The organism is Paenibacillus peoriae KCTC 3763, assembly GCF_000236805.1.
Lineage (GTDB): Bacteria > Bacillota > Bacilli > Paenibacillales > Paenibacillaceae > Paenibacillus > Paenibacillus peoriae.
The window spans coordinates 286731-309162 of sequence record NZ_AGFX01000011.1 but is presented as its reverse complement, the minus strand read 5'-3'; the positions used below and the strand labels follow the sequence as shown (position 1 = coordinate 309162).

Below are 22432 nucleotides of genomic sequence, written 5' to 3'. Positions count from 1 at the left end.
TCTGACTGCTGTACAATAAATGAATGGTTAAAGAATGAAAAAAGATCATATACATTATCATCAGTCTTTTTCGGTAATACATTAAAGGGGAAACCAGATGACAAAACCAATAAAAATCATATGCTGTACCTTGCTGATCATCACTATGATATTAACTTCGATGCTAACTTCAATGTATGTACGTCCTATTCTGGCTGCCCCTTCCCAAGAGGCAAACCAGATTTTACAAGATAGCCTGTCCATTATTGAAATAGACCATGAAATTGAGCGTATCAGCCAGGAACAAAAGACTCTTACACAGCATCAACAGGAATTACGAAACAATCTCATCACACAGCAGGAGCAGATGACCTCGCAACGGAACCGTGCCGGGTCTGTGCTACGTTCTTATTATATGGGGGAAAGGGACAAGCTGCTCAGTGTAGTGCTGGGGGCGAAAAATCTAAAGCAGCTTCTCTCTCTGTACGATTACTACTTGTTGTTAATTAGTCACGATCAGGATGTTCTTCAGGAATACGAATCCAATGTTCAGACTATGCGAAAAACAGAGCAACAAGTCACTCAGGCCTCGCTGGAATTGGAGAAGGTCAAAACAAACTTACTGGAACAACGTAAACGTATTCTTATGCTTCAGTCGCGTGTAAACGAAGGTGTTAGCGCCAGTAATGACCCGGATACTCTCCGCAAGCTGATCAGTGAGCTGACTGCTTACTGGGAGAATGTAGGCGTCTATGAGGTAAATAGACACTTTAAAGCACTGGCGCAGGCTATGCAGGATTTACCTCAATTTATTCAACAGCAGCAAGGAGCCATGATTACGAACGGCAAAACCATTACGATCAACATTCGTGAGGAAGATTTCAACCGATTTTTAAAATCTGAAAATGAATTGTTCAATCATTTCAACTTTTCTTTCAAGCAGGACCGTATTGTGGTAGAAGGCCAACAGGGAACGATGAAATTGATGGTAGAAGGACACTACACTGTAGAGAACGAACCGCAAAATGCAATTTTATTTCATGTGGATCGTCTAGTATTTAACGGGCTGGAACTGCCGGATACGACCCGTAACAAGCTGGAAAATGATTTTGATCTGGGCTTTTATCCACAGCAGCTCATTGCGTATGTTAAAGCCACAGAAGTACACACCTCAGCGGGAACACTTGAAGTTAAGCTCGAATTAAGCCTGAAATAGACTTTTGCTCACCTTTCATTATTCTGCATTTTACGCGAATAAAACAAGAGACCCCGGGATGCTCCCGAGGTCTTTAATATTTGTAAAAACGATATGAACCTTATAGCAGATCGGCAGCCAGTTGTGCGAGCTTGGAGCGTTCTCCTTTTTCCAACATAATATGCCCGCTAATCCCTTCCTGCTTGAACCGTTCCACCACATAGGTCAGACCGTTGCTGGCAGCATCCAGATACGGGTGGTCAATCTGTTCCGGATCACCCATCAAAATGATTTTGCTCCCCTCTCCGACTCGGGACACAATCGTCTTGATTTCATGGCGGGATAGATTCTGAGCCTCATCGATAATAATAAATTGCCCTGGTATTGAACGCCCGCGAATATAAGTGAGCGCCTCCACCTGAATGCTGCCCAAGCCCATCAAAATTTTATCAATATCGCCTGATTTTTTGGCGTCAAACAGGTATTCCAGATTATCGTAAATCGGTTGCATCCACGGGCGAAGCTTTTCCTCCTTTTCTCCCGGTAAATATCCGATATCCTTGCCCATAGGAACAACAGGTCTGGCAATCAGCAATTTCTTGAAACGATGTTCATCCTCTACCTTAAGCAAACCCGCTGCCAGCGCCAGCAACGTTTTGCCTGTACCCGCTTTTCCAGTAATCGTCACAAGCGGGATATCGTCATTCAGTAAAAGCTCCAATGCCATCCGTTGTTGAGCATTACGCGCGCTGATTCCCCACACCGATTCGTTACTTAAATACAGTGGCTCCATTCGCTCTGCATCCTGGTTCACTTTCAGTAAAGCCGACTTCCCAGTTCCCATTTGATCTTTCAGAATCACAAATTCATGTGGATACAGCGTATAAGGTAAATTCAGTGATTTAATTGATAAAAAACGATTGGAGTAAAATTCATCTATGATGGACGGATGCACCTGGATTGCTGAATACCCGGGGTATAGCTCGCTTAGATCACCTGTTCTATCGGATAAATAATCTTCGGTCAGCAGTCCCAATACATCTGCCTTGATTCTGACCAATACATCTTTACTGACCAACACGACCGAACGCGGTTCAGTCTGCTCCTGCTCTTCCAGATGATAGTTCAAGGCGACTGCCAGAATCCGATTATCGTTAGAAACCTCCCCAAACATCTCCTGAACTTTCATAAAACTCCGGTGGTTTAACTCAACCTTTAGCCTCCCACCTTGGGGAAGAGGAACACCACTATGCAGATGACCTACATCTCTCAACCCGTCCAACAATCGTGATACATTGCGGGCATTGCGTCCAATCTCATCCGCGTTGCGTTTTTTGGAGTCGATTTCTTCCAGAACAACAGCTGGAATAACAACCTCATGTTCTTTGAAGGTAAAAATGGCTTTCGGATCATGCAGCAGCACATTCGTATCCAGCACAAAAATTTTCTTCATTTAAATCCCCTCCAAAGCGGCGTGGACAATCTCGTGTTTCATATCTATCCTATTCACAGGTTCCCCAATACTTGCTGATTCCCTTAAAAAAGACCTCCTTATGAGTATGAAGCAGCAAAAATTTTGTAGCTCAACATAGCCTATGAGCCTGTACATCTTAGGAAGACACAAAAGGCCCAGTGATCATTCACTGGACCTAACTTATTTCTCTCATTTCCATACAGAAATAACAGACAATATTTGATTCCAAACTGTTGCCCATATCCAAACGATATACTTGACGCACTACAAATTCAGACATACTTCAACCCCCTTATGTCATATAAGTGCTTTTACTCGCTGCGAGTATAACATATGAGAGGAGAAAGATACATACTCAGGAATTGGAAGAAGTTACAGTATTATCGTTTGCTTTTTTGGCCAATTCCGCTTGCAGGGCTTGTCTGGCCTCATCGAGCTGTTGCTCATCAATATATACATAAGGACTACGCCATGTTCCCGCTACCGGATTGTACTTCACATTTTGCTTGGAAATATTCCAATAGGTTTGTACAATATTTTTCATTTGCTGTGACTCAATATCTGTCGTCATATTTTTATCAACGGATTTAATAATGGCACCAAATTTGGTCAGAGCGTTAAAGGATTGCATTTGGTCAATCAGAGAATGCAGGACCTGATTTTGTCGACGGTTGCGATCAAAATCGTCAGATCCATCCGTTTTTGGACGACAATTCGATTTGCGGTAACGAACAAAATCAAGGGCTTGATCACCGTTTAAGTGCTTGGCTCCAGCTGTTAGGTTAATATTCGTGCCATCTGCACGGTCACGATAACACATGTTTTTATCAACCGTAACATCTACGCCACCCAAATTATCCACAACATCTCTAAAGCCCTGGAAGTTAATAACCGTTACATAATCAATATTAATGTTTAAATATTTGCCGATCATCTTCTTCATTTGCTCTTCAGCGACCTCACCAGATTCTTTCTCTCTGGCTTTAAATACCGGATAATACTCATTCAGCTTGCGCGGCTTATATCCATCCAATTCCAGACGTGTATCGCGCGGCAAGGACACAATGGTGGAGGATTTCGTATTGGGATTCAAGGTGGCTACCATAATAACATCTGACAAATACGTCGGATGATCAGGACGGTAATCGGTTCCAAGCAATAAAACGGTCAAAGGCTTAGACTCAGCCAATTCCGTTTGGGGCACTTCTCTGTTATTCCCTGTATCCAAAACGTCCTCTACCTGATTATAAATATAGTAGGTATAACCACCTGCTGCCAATATACCTATAATGAGTAAAAACATAACAAACTTCATGAACGATCTGAGAAAGCTTTTTTTCTTTTTCGTTTTTTTCTGTTTGGTGGATTTGTTCCCGCTTTGTGTCCGGGGAGGCAATCCGTTTGAAAGATTACTCATGATTCAACACCTTTTCCTGCGTTTTGAGAAAGACTCCGAGTTTATAATCTTAAAACAGATACAGCGGCGCATCCCATTCCGGGCGTCGCCGCTGTGGCCAAAGACCAAACCAATTAATTACGCATTTGCTTGTGCTGTTTTACGTTGTTTCTCCGCACGCTCGCGTTCACCTTTGTTCAGGATCTTTTTACGCAAACGAATGGCGTTAGGTGTAATTTCGCAATACTCATCATCATTCAGATATTCCAGCGCCTGCTCCAGAGAGAAGATAACAGGTGTTTTCAGTTTAACAGTATCGTCTTTTGTTGCTGAGCGAACGTTCGTCAATTGTTTTTCTTTACAAATGTTAACGACAATGTCGTTATCACGTGTGTGTTCCCCAACGATCATGCCCTCATAGATTTCAGTACCTGGCTCCAGGAACAAAATACCGCGATCCTCTACGCCTAGCATACCATAAAATGTAGAGCTGCCATTTTCCGTTGACACGAGTACACCCTGATGACGTCCACCTACTTGACCGCCAACAAATGGGCCATAGCTGTCAAACGCATGGTTCATTACGCCGTAACCACGAGTCAATGTCAGGAAGTTCGTAGTGTAACCGATCAGACCACGAGCAGGAATCAGGAATTCCAAGCGAACCTGTCCGGTACCGTTATTGATCATGTTAACCATTTCAGCTTTACGGGAGCCCAGGCTTTCCATAACTGCGCCCATGCTTTCTTCCGGAATATCGATGAGAAGACGTTCGATTGGCTCCATTTTCTTGCCATCAATTTCCTTAACGATAACTTCCGGTTTGGACACTTGCAGTTCATAACCTTCACGACGCATGTTTTCAATCAGGATACCCAGATGCAGCTCACCGCGTCCAGATACAATAAAAGCGTCCGGGCTGTCCGTTTCATCCACACGCAAGCTGACATCTGTTTCAAGCTCTTTTAGAAGACGCTCACGCAATTTACGGGATGTTACCCACTTACCATCGCGTCCAGCAAATGGGCTGTTGTTAACCAAAAAGGTCATTTGCAGTGTTGGCTCATCAATTTTCAGTACAGGCAAAGCTTCAGGATGACTTGGATCAGCAATGGTTTCACCGATGTTAATATCCTTGATTCCCGCAATCGCCACAATGTCACCAGCGCCCGCTTGATCGGTTTCAATGCGTTTCAGGCCTTGGAAGCCGAACAGCTTCTCAATACGTGCTGATTTACTGCTGCCATCACGCTGCATCACGGTAACCGCTTGTCCCTGCTTGATGATACCGCGGTTTACACGACCTACGGCAATCCGGCCCAGGTATTCGTTGTAGTCCATCAGCGTTACGAGGAATTGAAGAGGCTCATCTATTTTTTCAGTTGGAGCTGGAATGTGCTCTACAACAGTTTGGTACAATGCCTGCATGTTATCGTCTTGTTTTTCAGCATCCAGACTGGAGGTTCCGTTCAGCGCCGAAGCGTACACAACAGGGAACTCCAATTGCTCATCATTCGCCCCCAGCTCGATGAACAGATCCAGCACTTCGTCAATGACTTCTGCCGGGCGAGCTGCCGGACGGTCAATTTTGTTCACGACGACGATAGGCGTCAGATTTTGTTCCAGTGCTTTCCGCAGTACGAATTTCGTTTGCGGCATGCAACCTTCATAAGCATCAACGACGAGCAAAACGCCGTCAACCATTTTCATAATCCGTTCCACTTCACCGCCAAAGTCGGCGTGTCCCGGTGTATCTACAATGTTAATCAGATAATCTTTGTAAGTGATAGCTGTATTTTTAGCCAAAATCGTAATACCGCGTTCACGCTCCAGATCGTTGGAGTCCATGGCGCGCTCCTGAACAGCCTCGTGTTCTCTAAAAGTTCCAGACTGTTGAAGCAGCTTGTCGACAAGCGTCGTTTTACCGTGGTCGACGTGGGCAATAATCGCAATATTGCGAATGTTCTCTCTTGCATGCATGGTTTGTATCCATATCCTTTCCGTATATCAAAATAGTGTCTCTATCCTGAAGTAATTCAAGGCTAACAATCGTTCTTCAGGCCCACTCCCTGCCGGCCTCCTATATGTTTTAGGCCTAACACAGACAGCTTCTCTCTCCGATTCGCGTGAAAACCTTAAAATAAGCGTCAGAAATCACTCCGACGCTTTTATCATATCCATTATATTATAGTAGAAATATGTCATAAAGCAAGACATTCTTCCCTGTTCCGTAATTTACCGCCATGAATCCTGACGGCTTGTCGTTCTATCGTTTACGTGTGCCGCGGTTGTTAACGACCAGCCAAATTCCAGCCCCGATCAGCAAAACTGCAATCATATAAATAATGCCTGTTCTTAACAGGCTAATCATTAATAAAATCACCGATACCAAGCCTAAGATGACAGAACCTGTGTATACATTACGAGAAAGTGATGAATCATTGATGGCGTATTCCCACAATCCGATCGCCACCCCAAGAAGTAACAGAGGCCACAGGTAGGCCATTAAATGCCAGCCCCAGGTATTGCAAAGAGAAAATAAAAAGCCATAAACGGTCAAAATTCCGGCGGGCAGCAGCATAAAGGGGGATACTTTACGCATCATGTACATCGCATGCAGTATAATGCCCGGGATTAATATCAGCAAGGGCCAAAAGGTTCGTCCCAAAAAGGAGAATGCCCCCAGTTTTCCCAACAAAATAATCAGTCCTACGGCAACAATGCCCACTCCGATCATACGCTCTTTTCTGGAATTCATTGCGGTCTCCTTTGCTTGCTGAATTGGTTTGTGTTTTTTTAATGTGATTGTTTTTGAGTGTATTTTGATGAATATAGCGTATTTACAAAAACCGAGCAGAATCCCCGGTATCTGCAAAACCCTATGTATAGTTTAGCCGATGTTTTCCAAAAAAACTACGTTCAAATGTGGTGAGCTCGCTGTTGACGATATATTCCAACAATGATAACTGCTGCGGCCAACAATCCTGGTAACCATGCCTGTAAAACTTCCCCTGCTCCCGCTAACCATACGCCTAATCTGGAATCACGCAGCAGCATTTCTCCTGCCGTGAAGGCTAAAATTGCAGCCCCGAGCAAAACAAGTACAGGGAAACGGTGAAGCCAGATCGCAATAACGTTGCTGCCCCAGACGACAATTGGAATGCTAATTGCAATGCCGATGACAATAATGGCGATATCTCCATTCGCAAGCGCTGCAATAGCTAATACATTATCCAGACTCATTACAAAATCCGCTACCAGGATCACCTGTATAGCCTTCCATATGCTGGTTTCAGCTCTGATTCCGACATGATCATCATTCTCATAAAGCAGCTTAAACGCAATCCATAACAGAAGTAGACCTCCCGCCGCTTGAATAAAGGGTATGCGCAGCAAAATGACTGCTGCAAAAGTCAGCACACAGCGCAGGCCAACTGCGCCTACCGCCCCCCACCATATAGCTTGGCTTCGCTGTCTTGCAGGCAAGTTTTTGCTCGCCATGGCTATAACAACCGCATTATCACCGCTTAACACCAAATTGATCATTAATATTTTTAACAGCAAAATGATATGCTCCATGTGTACAAACACCCCCATCCTACTTGTATGCACAACAGGAGGAGGCTATGCTCGTATCACATTGTTCATCATAGTTCATAAATCCTTAAAAACTCATGTCACATTTGTTGAGTAAATTCCTTGAAATAAGCAGCGATCAGCAATATAATAAATCGTATTTCCGAAAAACGGATATTAATTCACAGAGAGCAATGATCTTGGGATGCTTAATCAGGGAGATGAGAACAATTGACATGTCCGGATTTCAGTTTATTTGGCTACTGCTTAATGTGATATTCATTGACCTTTTGCTCGCAGGAGATAATGCAATCGTAATCGGACTTGCCGCCAGGAAGCTACCGCCCGCGACGCAAAAAAAAGCGATTCTATACGGCACCGGAGGTGCCCTGCTCATTCGCATAGCAGCCACCATTGTGGTACTTTGGTTGCTTCAAATACCGTGGTTATTATTGATTGGTGGTGTAATGCTAATCTGGATCGCGTATAAGCTGCTGGTGGATCAGGAGGATCACACCGAAGTCAAAGCGGGAACCACCTTATGGGGTGCTATTCGCACCATTATTATAGCCGATGCGGCCATGGGTCTGGACAACGTAATTGCTGTTGCTGGCGCTGCCCAGCAGCATTTGGTGCTCGTGGTGCTCGGTCTGCTGATCAGTGTGCCGATTGTTGTATGGGGAAGCACTCTTTTTATCAAACTTATTCATAAATTCCCCTGGATTATCTATTTGGGCTCAGCCGTGCTTGGCTATACGGCCTCTAATATGATTACCGAAGAACGTAAGCTTGAACCATACTTTACTGAGCACCCAGCGTTGCGTATCCTATTTATTACCTTAATTACGGTTAGTATTTTACTCACAGGATATATTCAAAACCGCAGAGCGGTATCCAATCATGAAAAACATGAAAAAGCGGTTTAATTTGATTTAATTCCTCCGTTTCTACAATACAAAAAGGCAGACCACAACATTGCTGAAGGGTCTGCCTTCTTTATGCCTTAAAACCAATCTTCCTGCACAACTTCCTCCTTACGGCCCTCCATAGCCCCACCTGCCTCAAGAACGACAGTCTCGGTTGCGGCCACAGCCTGCTCAATCAAGGCATTCAAATCCCGAATAGAAGCTTCAATCTTTTGAACAACCCACAAATTGGGATTGGTCGTCGGAGATTTGGGAACAAACAAGGTGCAGCAATCCTCATAAGGGAGAATAGATAGATCGTAGGTACCGATTTGCTTCGCAATTTCCGTGATTTCCTGTTTATCCATCATGACGAGAGGCCGCAGCAAAGGCAGCTCTGTCGAACGGCCAATCACATTCATGCTGGATAATGTTTGACTGGCCACTTGACCCAGACTGTCACCTGTTACAAGTGCCAGTGCTCCCTCACGTTCGGCCAGCATCGTTGCAATCCGCAGCATAGATCGCCTCATGAGCGTAATCATCAGATTATCCTGTCCCGTGCGTGTAAAAGTCGTCTGCACCTCCGTAAACGGTACAAGATGGATCTTAATCCGCCCTGCATAACCAGCTAATACCCTTGCCAGATCAATAACCTTTTCTTTCGCACGCTCACTTGTAAACGGATAGCTATAAAAATGAACACATTCGATTTCCAATCCTCTGCGCATGGAGGACCAGCCTGCTACCGGGCTATCGATTCCACCGGACAAGAGCAGCATGGCCTTGCCGTTCGTACCTAGCGGAAAGCCTCCTACAGCCGTAATAATCTCGCTAAATATATAAGCTGCCTGTTCCCTGACCTCCACACGCAGCTCAATATTCGGTTGATGCACATCGACCTTTAACGCGGGAAACTCCCGTAAAATAGGAGAGCCAATGAGGTGGTTCATCTCATGAGAAGAATGGTCAAACTCCTTCCACACTCTGCGGGCATTTACCTTGAAAGTTGTACCTTCTGCCACATTCAGCTCACGCATCAAAGCTACAGCAGCCTTAACGATCTCATCAAGCTGGACAGGAGCCATTTTGACAGGACTAATTGTGGTAATACCAAACACTTTTTTCAATACTTGAATGATCTGCTCATAGGGCTCTCCTCCGAGAACCACATAAATTCGTCCAAATTCCTTTCGCAAAGAGGCACCGGGAAACGGCTTGAGCAGCAGCTTGACATGATTCAATACCGCTTTTTCAAAACGGGTACGGTTTTTCCCTTTCAATGTAAATTCGCCGAAGCGAAGCAATAGCATATCATAATGCATTTTAATGATTCCACCTTTCCAGGGATTCCAGCTTAGCTACAGCCTGCCGCAGCGCAAGTGTAAGCTCGTCGATATCCTGTTCCGTATGTTCGTCGCCGAAGCTGATACGAATGCCACCGGACGCTTCCAGCTCACTGCATCCCATCGCCAGCAGCACCCGGCTGGGCTCGGCCAATTTCGAGGAGCAGGCCGATTGGGTTGATACTGCCACGCCCAATTGCTCCAGCGTATGCAACAGCACCTCAGCCTTCATGCCCGGATACGAAAAATGGACAATATGTGGCGCTTCCTCCCCGCTATTCAGCCGCAGTTGAGGAATCGTCTTCACTTCTGCGACCACCCGATCTCTCCACTCAGTCATACATCGTGCTGTCTCAGCTTGCCGTTCGCCCGCCAGCCGTACCGCCTTGGACATGCCAACAAGCAACGGCACATTTTCCGTACCTGCACGCAATCCCTGCTCCTGAGAGCCGCCACTCAGCAGTGGGAAAAGCTTCACACCTTCCCGAACGAACAGCAGTCCAGCACCTTTGGGTCCGCGTAGCTTATGCGCAGAGAGACTGTACAGATCAGCCTTCCAGCCCCCAATATCAACCGGAAGCTTTCCATAGCCCTGTACACCGTCAACATGAAATAGGACACGAGGGAACTGTTTCTTCAATGCAGCCCCGATGTCATGCAACGGTTGTACCCTTCCCGTCTCATTATTAACATGCATGATACTGACTAGAATCGTATCTTGACGGACGGCATCACATACCTGCTCGGCGCTGACATGCCCTTGTGCATCAACGGGCAAAAACGTAACTTCAAAGCCCAGATCTGTCAACTGTTTGCAAGCCTCATATACAGACGGGTGCTCTGTCGATACCGTAACAATATGTTTGCCTCTGGCCTGATATTGTATTGCTGCTCCCTTAATGGCCAGATTGTTGCTTTCAGTTGCCCCGGATGTAAATACAATCTCCGCCGGATGCGCGCCCAAAGCCGCAGCGCATACTTCCCGGGAACGTTTAAGCAACTTGTCCGCATCCTCTCCAAAACGATGCATCGAAGATGGATTGCCATAATGTCGTCTCATGACCTCGGCAATGGTTGTAATTACCTCTTCAAAAGGCGGAGTTGTCGCAGCATAATCAAAATATCTCATAAAACTCCCCTTTCTGCCCTACAACTGTTGCAACAAAAAAGAACCAAAACAGGGAAAGGCCGCTACATTCCAGCGACACCCTTTCCCCATATTGATCCTGTCTGCGCACCTGATCTAATTAAAATTTCGCACATTTTTTATAAGCTATAGGGCTTACATCATAAATTTTTCACGTGCATTCTGTATTTTCGTAATATATTTTTGCGTTTCTAACGGAAGCTTATCCAGTACAGCCATCAATTGCTCATCACTGCTTACACCAAGACGCTGCACACGTCCCGGGCCTGCATTATATGCCGCCAAGGCCATATTTTCCTGTCCGTTAAAACGCTTGATCTGGTAAGACAAATAACGAACGCCAGCATCAATGTTTTGGGAAGGATCATATGGGTCACTAACTCCCAAACCTTGAGCGGTAGCATCCATAAGCTGCATAAGCCCTTTGGCCCCAGCCGAAGAAGTGACCAGCGGATTAAATGAAGATTCCGTATCAATAACCGCTTTAATCAAAGCTACCGGAACGCCGTATTTTTGGCTGGCCTCGTTAATCAAATCATCATACGCAGTAGGCTTCGTAGGTCCACCGCTTCCTGTGCTAGAAGAATCAGGGTATACCGCAAAAGGGGAAGACGTTCCCCTCGAAGGTCCCAATTGTAGCCAAAGCAATCCATTTTCATCTCGGGTAACATCGCCAGAATTCTCACGAGTCGCGGCATCATCTGTCTCCAACTGACCGACTTGCTCCAGCAATCCGGAAAAAGCGTCCGTTGTACCCGTTTGGGTTGTAGCACTCATATTATTTAACAGCTGCATGTCTAACATGGACTTGGACACGCGCGGATCAATTTGCATGTGGTATTCCCAACTTTCTGTAGTTGTTGTATCCCAAATAGCTTGTCGTTACTGCTAATAATACAACTTTTTGCTATGTACTGCCATACCTTTAACGAAAAAAAGCTCCCAATCTGTCGAAAAGACAGAGGAGCTTTATAATTACAGCAATAGTTAGGCGCAACTTTGCGGCACCTTTATAGGGTTAACGAACAAACGGGATAAAAGCGAAATAACTCAATGTTGCGAGCGCACCAAGTCCAATCGACCAAATACCTGTCGTTTTGCTACCATTCACATAAGCAAAAAAACCTAAAACCGCAGCAATTGGCCCCAGCACAATAGACCACATGAACAAGGATGCAATTCCTGCGGCTATACCAACATAACCGGAAATACGACCACTGTTATTTATAACCTTCTGTTCACCTTTGTCCTCATCTCGTGTCACAACTGGCGAGCCAGGAGCCACTTCTGCGGCATATTCTTCACGGTGATGACGTCGCTTGGCTGAGTGCTTCTGAATATGACGTGGGTAATCTACCCGTTCACGGCTATGCTCTTCATTTTGATGCTTTTCGGTTTCATGATCCTCCATAATACACTGCACCTCCAAATACGAATGATTAGCGTTATGAGTTTTTACAAAGACTTCGGCTTAAACGTGTGGCAACAAGTGGCAGCAGACGTGGCAGCTTTATCACGTTCTTCAGAGCTGAAGCTTTCTCCCGCGTATTCTTCCTTAAATTTCTTATCGGCATGTCCATCAACTTCAATCATAATCAAATCCGCCTTGCAAAAGTTGTTTTCTCCCCAATAATGGCAATTGGCTACGCTGCATTTAACTATGGGTTTGGCCTCTTGGCTCATGATCATCACCTCGGATTCATTTTCCCCCTACTCCCGCGCACCTATGCGCATCTGACATATGGCAGTTGGTGACATACGAAAAAAGCCGCTTTCTTCACCTCCTCCAAACTGGCAGGAAGCATGAGAAAACGGCTTGCTTGTCTTAGTTTTCGATTAAAAATGATCAACTCATAAATTGCCTAAGCATGAGTACGACGAGTCTGCATACGACGCTGAGTCAAATAATCACTTTCATAATAAGTCAGATCATCACGCAGCTCTTCAAAATTTTTAGTAATGTCCATGATCACTTCGCGCGCGGCAGGCACAGGCGTTTTACGAAAACGAATAGCATCTTGTCCCGTATAAGCATAGCGTCCGTCCTCTGCGTAAGATTCATTTTTGGGATAAAAAAAGCTGTTCACGCAGTCATGGTAAACGTTATACAATGCCTTTTCCGCAAAATCGACGTCAAAGTTGGCACGGCGTAAAGCCACACCCAGCTTTTCATAGGATACTTCGGAAAAAACAAGGATATGGCGGAGATCCGACAAAAAGCCTTTATAATAAAGTACGGACTCCTCATTTCCATCCACAGCAAGCTGCGGCAGGGCATGCTCATTGAGGAATTTTTCCACACGTTTCACGGCAGTTTTCAGTCTCTCCTGCGCCGACTCACATAATTTTTGTACGTTGACTGCTGACATCAAGGCAGCTCCCCCTTATTTATTGCTTGTTCATCAATTTGGTTACCCGAAAATAGTCCCTTCTATCCGAAAGAGCTGTAATTTTCAGTATTTATCCTACCACAAATAAGCACTGAAAGGTATAAAAACATGCCAACCTCCTCACGCTAAACCATAAATTTATAAACACTCAAGGAGGATGGTCCCATGTCTCGGCAAAAATGGTTAAAGCCCCTGCTCGGTGCAGCTGCTGGGGTGCTTCTTATCACACTGATGCTGCCTTCCCGTGATCACCGCCACACACCGCAACCCGAGTATACGGCCAAGATGGTACCACAGCAAGAGAAGCAACTTAAAAAGGGAATACTGGCTTTGGATGTGTCCGCTACAGATTCACTCACTCGCATGGATGCCAGACAGGATATTCAATACGTCATGCGGGAGCTTCATGGCAAAACCAGCGATCAGAAAAAACGGTTTATTCGCAAGCTGCAACAATCGCACAACCATGTTCATACGTTACAGTGGATTCATACGCGTAACGGGAAAAGCAACACCTACACAGGCAGCAAAGCACAGCCCCGTCTGCTGAATGATCCTCAAATCAAAAGCAGCATGGCTGTGGCTCGCCGTTCCGTCATGCAAAACAAATCCTACGAATCCGCTGCTTTTCAGGTGGATGGCGGTAAATATTTTGTCATGGCAGAACCATCGACTGACGGAACCTATGGCGTAGCCGCCTTGGTCAGCCAGCAAGTATTGCGTGACGTGGAGAAGCATCAGCGCAAAAATCTGCGTTTGATTCCCTACCCCAAGGAAGGCAGCTACAAGGTCGAATCCGTACATCCTGACACCCTGCACGATATTACCGTCAAGACTGGTCACGACAACGAAAATGCGAGCCATTATTTTGAAAATGAAATCGTCGTTCGATTTCGTCACAATCCCGATCAACGCCAGCTGCGCGAAATCGCAAGAGATTTGCGCTGTGAGCCTGGCCGTAAGCTCGGATACACCTATGTGTTTCATTCAGAAAACATGAGCTACAAGGAGTTAAATCAATACTTTTCGAAAAAATGGAATCCGCTTTATACAGAACCTCACTATATGTATCTAACCAATGAAAAGAAGCTATTTAATTCTGGTGGAAATATCCCCAATGATTTACTCTTTTCTCAGTATCAATGGAATCTGCCAGCCACCGAAACCAACCGGGGTTGGGGATTAAGCAAAGGCAGCAAGAATGTAACTGTTGCCGTCGTGGACACAGGAGTAGATTTGGATCATCCCGATCTAAAAGGTCAAATTCTTTCGGGACATAACGTCGTCAAGCCGTCTGAAAAGCCTTATGATGACGTCGGTCACGGAACGCATGTCGCTGGAATCATTTCTGCGCTCGTGAATAATGGCGAGGGCGTCGCCGGCATGACGTGGTATAACAAGGTTATGCCGGTCAAGGTACTCGACAAATCCGGCTCCGGTACGACATACTCGGTTGCAGAAGGTATTATATGGGCAGCTGATCATGGAGCCAAGGTTATTAATTTGAGTCTGGGCAATTACGCGCAAGCTTCATTTTTGCATGATGCGATCAAATACGCCTATGACAAAGACGTCGTACTGGTTGCAGCTACGGGCAATGATAATACGGAACGCCCCGGTTATCCTGCAGCGTACCCCGAAGTGTTTGCCGTTTCGGCTACAGATTCTTCCATGCACCGTGCCTCTTTTTCCAACTATGGGGATTATGTGGACGTCATGGCTCCAGGTGCAAGCATAGCGAGCACGTACCCAGGAAATCAATATGCTGCTTTATCGGGCACTTCGATGGCCAGTCCGCATGTGTCAGCACTCGCTGCCCTGATTCGGTCGATCAACCCCGATCTAACCAATAAAGAGGTTATGGATTTAATGAGAAGCAACGTCATTGATTTGGGCGCACCAGGACATGACAAATATTTCGGATATGGACAAATCGATGTGTACAAGGCGTTAAAAGCAGCACAACGCCCATATGTTCCTTTACAATTGTATCCACAGCATCTGAGCGACAAATTAAAATCCCTTTTAAAGAAGCTGGAGATGTAACAATTCCTTTAGGTCAAAATTCCTTTAGGTCAAAATTCCTTTTGGTCAAAAAGCAGCCATACGTGCATGAACTTCACTCTATTGTTAGACACCAATAACAATTGGGGTGCAGTTCATAACACCATGGCTGCTTTTTTAGGAATTCTTAACGCTTGGAGCTTCTGCGGACAGGGCGCTTGCCATGACTCATAGTATGGCAGCATGGGTCTCCAGGGTCCCTTACAGTCACAGGAAATACGTGGTGTGGTACAGGTATAATGTGTGTCTGATTCACAATTTCAATCGGATGAACCACTGGCACGATTTGTGGGACAAATTGATGATTTATAATTTTTTTCGGCGGGCACACAATCGGGTCGTAAGGGCAATGACTCATAATGTGCAACTCCTTTCACTGAATTAGTACAGCATATTAAGAAGGAATGTCCTATGCTTGGATGTTTACCCCTTCAATAAAAATACCCCTTATAAAATAGGCTTTCGTTCCACGATGACCGAATGATCCAGCAATTCCCCCAACAAACGACACAATATGCGCAGACCTGATTGAAGAGTGTCCTTGTCCACATATGAAAAAGAAATGCGAATATGATTACTGTCCATACCACCTGCATAGCACACCGCACCCGGTAAAAAAGAAATACCTTCGCGGTCAGCCAAGCGCCCCAATTCCGGGATATCAACAATAGATGGAAGCTTAATCCATATATTGAGGCCACCCTCGGGAGTATACCAGGAAACCTCTGGAGGAGCATAGCGACGGAGCGTATGCAAAGCCACGGCCAGACGGTCCCGCATTTGATCACGCAATTGGTCAAGATGCCGATCAAGCCGATGACTGATGAAAGGCAACAGTGCTTTTTGCGTTAACAGCGGACTTCCCAAATCCGTAGTTGACTTGGCAGCTACCAGACGGTCCAGCACACTACCCGTAGCTGCTACACAAGCTATACGGCAGCCGGGAGCGACGGTTTTGCTAAAGCTTTTGATATATACCACATGTCCAGACTGATCATGAGCCTTAATGGAAAGCGGCGGCTTTGTTTTATAGTACAGTTCGGAAAATGGGTCATCTTCAACAATCAGACAATGATAGCTTTGAGCTAAATCCAGCAATTGCGTGCGTCTGACCGTCGTTAAAGTTACCCCGGTAGGATTATGAAAGGTAGGAATGGTATAGATGAGCTTTGGAGGATGGGTGTCACAAAGGCGTGTCAGGATGTCGAGCCTCATGCCCTGCTCATCCATCGGAATCATAATGACTTTGGCACCACGACTTGTGAACACATCAATGGCTCCAGTGTACGTAGGTGCCTCCATATAAACAACATCGCCAGCGCCAACAAACGTACGCGCCACCAGATCAATCCCCTGTTGGGCACCGCTGGTCACGAGTAGCTGTTCTGCTACCGTCCGTATGCCACGTTCGTTCATGTGAGCTGCAAACACTTCCCTCAATGCCAAATCTCCTTCAAACGTACCGTAAACAGCCATTGCGTCAGGATTTTCAGAGGATAAACGCCGGGTATCTGCAATAATTTCACGTGTAGGAAGAAGCTCCGGCTGAATGGCCGCGATATGAAAGGAATAGGGGACCTGCCGGCTATGGTTGAAGTTTCTCCATAACTGTGCCCGCGGCAAATAATCGATCAGCGACATTTGCCATGACAAATCCAGCGTTCCCTCGCGTGGCACAGATACGGAAGGCTCCGCTACATAGCATCCTTTTCCCTGCGTACATGTAACCAGGTTGTTCGACTCCAGCTCTGCATACGCTTTGCTTACAGTTACGGGACTTACAGCAAGCAGACTGGACAAATGACGGACTGAGGGAAGCTTTGTACCCTGAGGCAGCAGTCCGGACTGGATGCGATCCGCCAAGGTTTTGGCAATCTGTAAATATAATTTGACGCTGCTATTGCGGCTGAGATCAATATGCATCGGAACCGTCCCCTCCAAAAATCAACTGTTATATTCAGACGTTTACTGTTATACTTCATTATCGTTATAATACAACAAATTTCATAGTACAGTATAGAACACAGGAGATGATTGGATTGGAATACAAATTTTCGGGTATAGCTCGTACTCAGGGCTCGTCCATCGTTAGGGACATTTTGAAGCTGACACAGGGAACAGAAGTGTTATCCCTGGCAGGAGGCCTTCCGGCCGATGCCTTTTTTCCCGTCGAAGCCGTTGCTCAAGCCTATGAACGGGTATTTCGTCTCGGCGGTACTACAGCGCTTCAATACGGTCTAACCGAGGGATACATTCCTCTACGGGAACGTCTTACAACCATGATGGCATCCCTAGGGATCTCCGCCACCAGAGATAACATCATCATGACGACAGGCTCACAGCAGACGATCGATCTGGTTTCGCGCGTGCTGCTTGATCCGCAGGATACTGTATTGGTAGAATCCCCTACTTATTTGGCAGCTCTGCAGGTATTTAAGTCCTATGGCGCCAACATTGTAAGTGTAAACACAGACTCCAATGGTATGCAGTTAGATGATCTTGAAGCCAAGCTCAAGGAACATCAGCCTAAATTCGTGTATGTCATCCCAACCTTCTCCAACCCATCGGGGAGTGTATGGAGCATGGAACGGAGAACAGGCGTTGTTGAGCTATGCCGTAAAAACGGAACTTTGATTTTTGAGGATGACCCTTACGGACGTCTCAAATTTGACGAAAACCTTAACTTCCCATCCCTTTTATCCATTGACCAGCAGCAAGGTGGAGACGGTCACGTCATGTACACCTCTACGTTCTCCAAAACCGTTGCTCCTGGTGTTCGTTCTGGATGGCTGATTGCCGATCAAGCGATTGTGGATAAAGTTGCAAAAGCCAAACAATCTGCTGATTTGCACTCCAGCAGTATCGATCAACGTGCTTTAAATGAGCTTTTGGAATTTTTTGATTTGGACGGACATATTCGTACCGTATCCAACGAATATCACTCTCGTATGCTACGCATGACAACGCTAATGAAAGAGCGTCAATGGGAAGGCATTACGTGGAATGATGCACTAGGCGGCATGTTTATGTGGGTCACTTTACCCGAAGGCTTCCGTTCCGATCGCTTGCTGGAACTGGCTATTCAAGAAGGCGTCGCATTTGTGCCAGGACAAGTATTTTATGCTGATTTGAGCGGCAGCAACCATATGCGGATCAACTTTACGCATACCGATCCTTCGCTGCTTCCTGAAGCGGTTAACCGTTTGGATCGGGCATTGAAAATGTATACAGAGGAAAGGTTGGAAAAAAGCGTGCGCTGATGAAGTTGGCACAGTGAGAGCGCTTCGCGAATCATTTGATCTTACAATCGCTGTTGCCCTCGGATTCCTTTTGAATTTGAATAGTAGGGTGGAATCCGAGGGCAAAGGCGAACGCTTCGCTTCTCCAGATTCAAATGCTCCGCTACGCTGACTGCGTGCCTCATCCCCGCGCGTTTTTACGGTAGAGGGAATGAGTAGATGGAATAACGAATGAAGCCCCCAACATAATATTGGGGGCTTCATTCCGTTTTGAAAAGATCCATCAAATTGAATAGACCTACAAATACACGTACTTGCGTAAATACGTATATAAGAAAAGGGTGAGTTATGCTTCCAACAGGAACATGACTCACCCTCTTTTATTAATACATTTGGAGTAAAAGTTTTCATGCAAACAGGTTATTTACAAAGTTAAATTCATGCATTTTAAAGTGTTGCAGTGGGGAAAGTTTTCCGTAAGCCGGGTTCTGTGCTATCGTGGTACAAACGGGAACTACCCTCCCACTACAAGCGACAATCATCTATCTAGGCCGAATATTGCTATCCGGCTCCAGCGACCAACCTAGACACACCTCGGGCTAAGGCTGCTTCGCGAAGAAGCTGTGTCCCATTAGGTCTTGCTCCAGATGGGGTTTACCAGGAACGAAGTCACCAGCGTTCCTCGGGGTCTCTTACACCTCGGTTCCATCCTTGCCTGTACCGCAAGCGGCCATCGGCGGTCCATTTCTGTGGCACTATCCTTCAACTCGCGCTGACTGGACGTTATCCAGCATCCTGCCCTATGGAGCCCGGACTTTCCTCTCGCGGCTCACGCCGCCAGCGATTGTCTGTCAAACTTTCCGAACAACATTACATAGTATACAGGGAACGCGCCCACGATACAACCTGAAATTATTGTAAAACGGAAAAATTCCTTTTAACTTTCATAGCATCGAGGTTTACAAAAATTGAAAGGGCTCAGTATGTACCTGTGATACATGTACTTCCGTTGAATATCGGCCTTCTTCCAACCGTTTACGCATCCATTCTGCCGTTTTAGGCTTCATAATCTTTTCAGCATTATGACCAGGGTCAATAATGGCAATACCCGCCATCAGAGCATCCTGTGCCGTGTGATAGTCAATATCCCCCGTGACTAATACGTCAGCACCTTTATAAAGCGATTTGTTCACATATCGACTACCCGAGCCTCCCAGCACGGCTGCTTTTTTGATTGTCCGATTCAGGTCGCCTACCACGCGCACATGCTCGACGTTAAAGCCGTTTTTCACATCATCTACAAACTCTCGCAGCGTACGGGCTTCCTTAAGCTTGCCCACCCGTCCCAAGCCAAAGGTACGGCCCTGCAAATCCATATGGTACAGGTCATAAGCCACCTCTTCATAAGGATGGGCCTTCAGCATTGCTTGCACGACTTTATTACGTACACCCTGCGGTACAACAGTTTCAATACGGACCTCTTCACTACGTTCCATTTTGCCCGGCTCACCCAAAAATGGCTGTGTGCCTTCACCAGGCACGAAAGTTCCGTAGCCATCAATGTTAAAGCTGCAATGACTGTAATTGCCAATATGCCCAGCTCCGGCACCCAGCACGGCGTCCAGTACCTTTTGATGATGTGTTTTGGGTACAAAAACGACAAGCTTGAACAGTTGCTCCGTATGAACATCCTCGAGTGTGCCTTCACTTTGAATGCCCAATGCTTCTGCCATCCAGTCGTTCATGCCATCCTCTGCCGTATCCAGATTCGTATGACTGATATAGACGGCAATATCATGCTTGATCAGCTTCTCATACAATCTGCCCGCAGGCTGATCCGTGTTCAAAGCTTTAAGTGGGCGGAATATAATAGCATGATGGGCAATAATGAGGTCAGCCTTTACGCGGATCGCCTCTTCGACAACCTCATCATTGACATCCAGAGCGATCAATATGTTCTTAATTTCCTTCTGCAGGCTGCCAAGCTGAAGCCCGATTCTGTCGTCCGGAACTGCCAAATATTTGGGTGCCAGTTGCTCCATATAGCTAATTACGGTTTGTCCTTTGGCAAACATGCAAGTACCTCCTCTAATTGTTCAATTTGTATACGCAATTGCTCCTGCTTATGCTGCGCAGATTCCTGCTCAGAGCGCGATACTTGTGCCAGTACATCCTGAAGCTTCCGAATTTCCAGCTGCCATTTCCTGAAAAAGATATCATTTGGCTTTTTGACCAATACCGGTCCAAGCTGCATCAGCCAATCCCGAGTCAGTACCAATGAGCTGCCGGGAAGCTCCCATGGCCGATACAGCTCGTCCTGTTTCAACGGGCTTTCTGAAGCAGGTATTGCTGTTAGAACTTCGTATATTTTCCCGTCCTCTTCCATGATATGCTCGCCTGTTAATACCCACTGATGCTCAATCAACCAGCGACGTAAAATATCCTCGCCTACGTTGGGCTGTAAAACAAGCTGCTTCACTGAAGCAAGCTTGTCTTTCCCTTGGTCCAATATCGAAGCGATCAGGGCACCGCCCATGCCAGCTATCGTAATAACATCGACCTCATGGGCCTTAATCACAGCCAAGCCGTCTCCCTTTCTAACCGTAATGCGATCAGCAAGACCTGCTTCAGCCACCTGCTTTTGCGCTGCACGCAACGGGCCATCGTTGACCTCGCCTGCAACGGCCTGCGGCACTCTGCCACTACGCACCGCAGCTACAGGCAGAAGCCCATGATCCGAACCAATATCTGCAAGTCTGCTCCCGTCAGGAATTTGTTCCAAAATATATTGTAATCGTTGCGAAAGTTTCATGACGTCACCCACGTAATCCATTTTTTTCGAGTCCAAAATAAAATACCTACAACAATAGCCAGCTTCAGTATGCTGTAAAACACCATATTCCCCGCCGCTTGATGGCGCAGGATGATCATGTCTGCTTCAGCCATAAAAGCAAGTGTCATTCCAATAGTAAAATAGACCAAGGCCAGACGCGGGAAACGGCGGTGTACCCACCAGCTTAAACCCACCAGCAATACAGTGTGCAGAATCCAAAATAGCTCAAGCATCATAAGAGTTGCCGTAGGCCAATAGCCCCCCATAAGCACTGCATACACTAAAATCAGCCCAACAAGACCACAGTAATGAAGCAGACTAATACGCAAGGTTATTCCCACGAGACACCATAACAAGCCACATAGGCCTACAAGCACGAGATACCAAATCTTAGCTTCACCCTGATGAAGCTGAATAATCCATACACCCGAACCAAGCATAATCGCACTACCAAGGGTGCTCAGCATGGCACTCATACTCTGTTCAGAAGAACGCCAAATTGCAGCCAACCCATAACAAATCGCGGTGATTACACATGCCAAGAATATTTGCATTGCCAACGGAAAAGCGGTAAAATAAAAACCAATCAAACAAATGCAGGAAATAATGACAAAACCAAGAAGCCAGGCGAATCCATGCCCGTATCTAAGATATGTAAGCAGCCCGGTGTTGTTACGATTTTGACTCTGTGGCGGATCTCCATCCTCCCGATACAGGTTGGACAAAAAATCGCAATATTGCTCAGGTAGCAACCGACTCCGCCGCCAATGCTCAATTTCATGTAACAGTATTGCCCGTTTCTTCTCTTGGTCCAAGCTTCTCCCCTCCACCAAGGCTGCCATGAGATAAAAAAAGACCCTCTGCGTGCTTCAAGCCGCAGAAGGTCCG

General features: G+C 46.1%; 19 protein-coding genes and 1 other RNA gene. 4 read left to right on the top strand and 16 right to left on the bottom strand.

What is annotated here, in order from left to right; all coding sequences use genetic code 11:
* Positions 1-97: 97 nt before the first annotated feature.
* Positions 98-1195 (top strand): coiled-coil domain-containing protein, encoded by a 1098-nt coding sequence (locus KQI_RS0103795; RefSeq protein ID WP_010345393.1) that lies wholly within the window; start codon positions 98-100, stop codon positions 1193-1195.
* 100 nt (positions 1196-1295) lie between these two features.
* Here the strand turns inward: KQI_RS0103795 and KQI_RS0103790 are convergent, their stop codons facing one another.
* The 5 genes from KQI_RS0103790 to KQI_RS0103765 all read right to left on the bottom strand — a co-directional run bounded on the left by KQI_RS0103790 (position 1296) and on the right by KQI_RS0103765 (position 7623).
* Positions 1296-2627 carry a PhoH family protein gene (locus tag KQI_RS0103790; protein WP_010345392.1) on the bottom strand — a complete coding sequence of 444 codons (1332 nt, stop codon included), beginning with the start codon at positions 2625-2627 and terminating at the stop codon, positions 1296-1298.
* Between the two features lie 376 nt (positions 2628-3003).
* A complete protein-coding gene (locus tag KQI_RS0103780) occupies positions 3004-4065 on the bottom strand; it encodes an LCP family protein (RefSeq protein ID WP_010345391.1) in 1062 nt (353 codons plus the stop codon).
* A 117-nt stretch (positions 4066-4182) separates the two neighbouring features.
* Entirely contained in the window at positions 4183-6024 is a 1842-nt protein-coding gene (gene typA, locus KQI_RS0103775) for a translational GTPase TypA (protein WP_010345390.1), read from the bottom strand.
* 286 nt (positions 6025-6310) lie between these two features.
* The gene (locus KQI_RS0103770; RefSeq protein ID WP_010345389.1) at positions 6311-6802 is read right to left on the bottom strand and encodes a hypothetical protein; all 492 of its coding nucleotides are present in this window, start codon (positions 6800-6802) and stop codon (positions 6311-6313) included.
* Positions 6803-6963: 161 nt separating this feature from the next.
* Positions 6964-7623, bottom strand: a complete 660-nt coding sequence (locus KQI_RS0103765; RefSeq protein ID WP_010345388.1) for a TerC family protein — start codon at positions 7621-7623, stop codon at positions 6964-6966.
* Positions 7624-7856: 233 nt separating this feature from the next.
* On the opposite strand from KQI_RS0103765, the gene KQI_RS0103760 reads away from it, so the two are divergent.
* Entirely contained in the window at positions 7857-8546 is a 690-nt protein-coding gene (locus KQI_RS0103760) for a TerC family protein (RefSeq protein WP_010345387.1), read from the top strand.
* Between the two features lie 77 nt (positions 8547-8623).
* Here the strand turns inward: KQI_RS0103760 and thiI are convergent, their stop codons facing one another.
* The 6 genes from thiI to KQI_RS0103730 form a co-directional block, all read right to left on the bottom strand.
* The gene (thiI, locus tag KQI_RS0103755; protein ID WP_010345386.1) at positions 8624-9850 is read right to left on the bottom strand and encodes a tRNA uracil 4-sulfurtransferase ThiI; all 1227 of its coding nucleotides are present in this window, start codon (positions 9848-9850) and stop codon (positions 8624-8626) included.
* A 1-nt stretch (position 9851) separates the two neighbouring features.
* The gene (locus tag KQI_RS0103750) at positions 9852-11000 is read right to left on the bottom strand and encodes a cysteine desulfurase family protein (RefSeq protein WP_010345385.1); all 1149 of its coding nucleotides are present in this window, start codon (positions 10998-11000) and stop codon (positions 9852-9854) included.
* 153 nt (positions 11001-11153) lie between these two features.
* Positions 11154-11852: a lytic transglycosylase domain-containing protein gene (locus KQI_RS0103745; protein WP_010345384.1), complete on the bottom strand. Its 699-nt coding sequence runs from the start codon at positions 11850-11852 to the stop codon at positions 11154-11156.
* A gap of 184 nt (positions 11853-12036) precedes the next feature.
* Positions 12037-12429 carry a hypothetical protein gene (locus KQI_RS0103740; RefSeq protein ID WP_010345383.1) on the bottom strand — a complete coding sequence of 131 codons (393 nt, stop codon included), beginning with the start codon at positions 12427-12429 and terminating at the stop codon, positions 12037-12039.
* A 44-nt stretch (positions 12430-12473) separates the two neighbouring features.
* The gene (locus tag KQI_RS0103735) at positions 12474-12701 is read right to left on the bottom strand and encodes a DUF1540 domain-containing protein (RefSeq protein ID WP_029390016.1); all 228 of its coding nucleotides are present in this window, start codon (positions 12699-12701) and stop codon (positions 12474-12476) included.
* A 179-nt stretch (positions 12702-12880) separates the two neighbouring features.
* Positions 12881-13387 (bottom strand): YpuI family protein, encoded by a 507-nt coding sequence (locus KQI_RS0103730; protein ID WP_010345381.1) that lies wholly within the window; start codon positions 13385-13387, stop codon positions 12881-12883.
* Positions 13388-13573: 186 nt separating this feature from the next.
* Here KQI_RS0103730 and KQI_RS0103725 point away from each other — a divergent pair, with 186 nt between their 5' ends.
* Complete coding sequence (locus KQI_RS0103725; protein ID WP_010345380.1) at positions 13574-15454, top strand: S8 family peptidase; 1881 nt, start codon at positions 13574-13576, stop codon at positions 15452-15454.
* Between the two features lie 465 nt (positions 15455-15919).
* Here KQI_RS0103725 and pdxR read toward each other — a convergent pair whose 3' ends face one another.
* Positions 15920-17395, bottom strand: a complete 1476-nt coding sequence (gene pdxR, locus KQI_RS0103720; protein ID WP_010345379.1) for a MocR-like pyridoxine biosynthesis transcription factor PdxR — start codon at positions 17393-17395, stop codon at positions 15920-15922.
* Between the two features lie 116 nt (positions 17396-17511).
* Between pdxR and KQI_RS0103715 the strand changes: the two genes are divergently transcribed.
* A complete protein-coding gene (locus KQI_RS0103715; protein ID WP_010345378.1) occupies positions 17512-18732 on the top strand; it encodes an aminotransferase-like domain-containing protein in 1221 nt (406 codons plus the stop codon).
* 441 nt (positions 18733-19173) lie between these two features.
* Here the strand turns inward: KQI_RS0103715 and rnpB are convergent.
* From rnpB to KQI_RS0103700, 4 genes are all read right to left on the bottom strand, one after another.
* An RNA gene (gene rnpB / locus KQI_RS27400) (RNase P RNA component class A) lies at positions 19174-19571 on the bottom strand.
* Positions 19572-19670: 99 nt separating this feature from the next.
* Entirely contained in the window at positions 19671-20786 is a 1116-nt protein-coding gene (locus tag KQI_RS0103710; protein WP_010345377.1) for a Nif3-like dinuclear metal center hexameric protein, read from the bottom strand.
* Positions 20762-21523, bottom strand: coding sequence for a tRNA (adenine(22)-N(1))-methyltransferase (locus KQI_RS0103705; RefSeq protein WP_010345376.1), 762 nt, complete (start codon positions 21521-21523; stop codon positions 20762-20764). The genes KQI_RS0103710 and KQI_RS0103705 overlap by 25 nt, the downstream gene beginning before the upstream one ends.
* The gene (locus tag KQI_RS0103700; protein WP_010345375.1) at positions 21520-22359 is read right to left on the bottom strand and encodes a hypothetical protein; all 840 of its coding nucleotides are present in this window, start codon (positions 22357-22359) and stop codon (positions 21520-21522) included. The genes KQI_RS0103705 and KQI_RS0103700 overlap by 4 nt, the downstream gene beginning before the upstream one ends.
* Positions 22360-22432: the final 73 nt, after the last annotated feature.

Excerpts from the sequence above, each read along its gene's own strand:
- KQI_RS0103795 (WP_010345393.1), top strand. The coding sequence starts at position 98 with ATGACAAAACCAATAAAAATCATATGCTGTACCTTGCTGATCATCACT.
- KQI_RS0103790 (WP_010345392.1), bottom strand. The coding sequence starts at position 2,627 with ATGAAGAAAATTTTTGTGCTGGATACGAATGTGCTGCTGCATGATCCG.
- KQI_RS0103780 (WP_010345391.1), bottom strand. The coding sequence starts at position 4,065 with ATGAGTAATCTTTCAAACGGATTGCCTCCCCGGACACAAAGCGGGAAC.
- typA (WP_010345390.1), bottom strand. The coding sequence starts at position 6,024 with ATGCATGCAAGAGAGAACATTCGCAATATTGCGATTATTGCCCACGTC.
- KQI_RS0103770 (WP_010345389.1), bottom strand. The coding sequence starts at position 6,802 with ATGAATTCCAGAAAAGAGCGTATGATCGGAGTGGGCATTGTTGCCGTA.
- KQI_RS0103765 (WP_010345388.1), bottom strand. The coding sequence starts at position 7,623 with ATGGAGCATATCATTTTGCTGTTAAAAATATTAATGATCAATTTGGTG.
- KQI_RS0103760 (WP_010345387.1), top strand. The coding sequence starts at position 7,857 with ATGTCCGGATTTCAGTTTATTTGGCTACTGCTTAATGTGATATTCATT.
- thiI (WP_010345386.1), bottom strand. The coding sequence starts at position 9,850 with ATGCATTATGATATGCTATTGCTTCGCTTCGGCGAATTTACATTGAAA.
- KQI_RS0103750 (WP_010345385.1), bottom strand. The coding sequence starts at position 11,000 with ATGAGATATTTTGATTATGCTGCGACAACTCCGCCTTTTGAAGAGGTA.
- KQI_RS0103745 (WP_010345384.1), bottom strand. The coding sequence starts at position 11,852 with ATGCAAATTGATCCGCGCGTGTCCAAGTCCATGTTAGACATGCAGCTG.
- KQI_RS0103740 (WP_010345383.1), bottom strand. The coding sequence starts at position 12,429 with ATGGAGGATCATGAAACCGAAAAGCATCAAAATGAAGAGCATAGCCGT.
- KQI_RS0103735 (WP_029390016.1), bottom strand. The coding sequence starts at position 12,701 with ATGAGCCAAGAGGCCAAACCCATAGTTAAATGCAGCGTAGCCAATTGC.
- KQI_RS0103730 (WP_010345381.1), bottom strand. The coding sequence starts at position 13,387 with ATGTCAGCAGTCAACGTACAAAAATTATGTGAGTCGGCGCAGGAGAGA.
- KQI_RS0103725 (WP_010345380.1), top strand. The coding sequence starts at position 13,574 with ATGTCTCGGCAAAAATGGTTAAAGCCCCTGCTCGGTGCAGCTGCTGGG.
- pdxR (WP_010345379.1), bottom strand. The coding sequence starts at position 17,395 with ATGCATATTGATCTCAGCCGCAATAGCAGCGTCAAATTATATTTACAG.
- KQI_RS0103710 (WP_010345377.1), bottom strand. The coding sequence starts at position 20,786 with ATGTTTGCCAAAGGACAAACCGTAATTAGCTATATGGAGCAACTGGCA.
- KQI_RS0103705 (WP_010345376.1), bottom strand. The coding sequence starts at position 21,523 with ATGAAACTTTCGCAACGATTACAATATATTTTGGAACAAATTCCTGAC.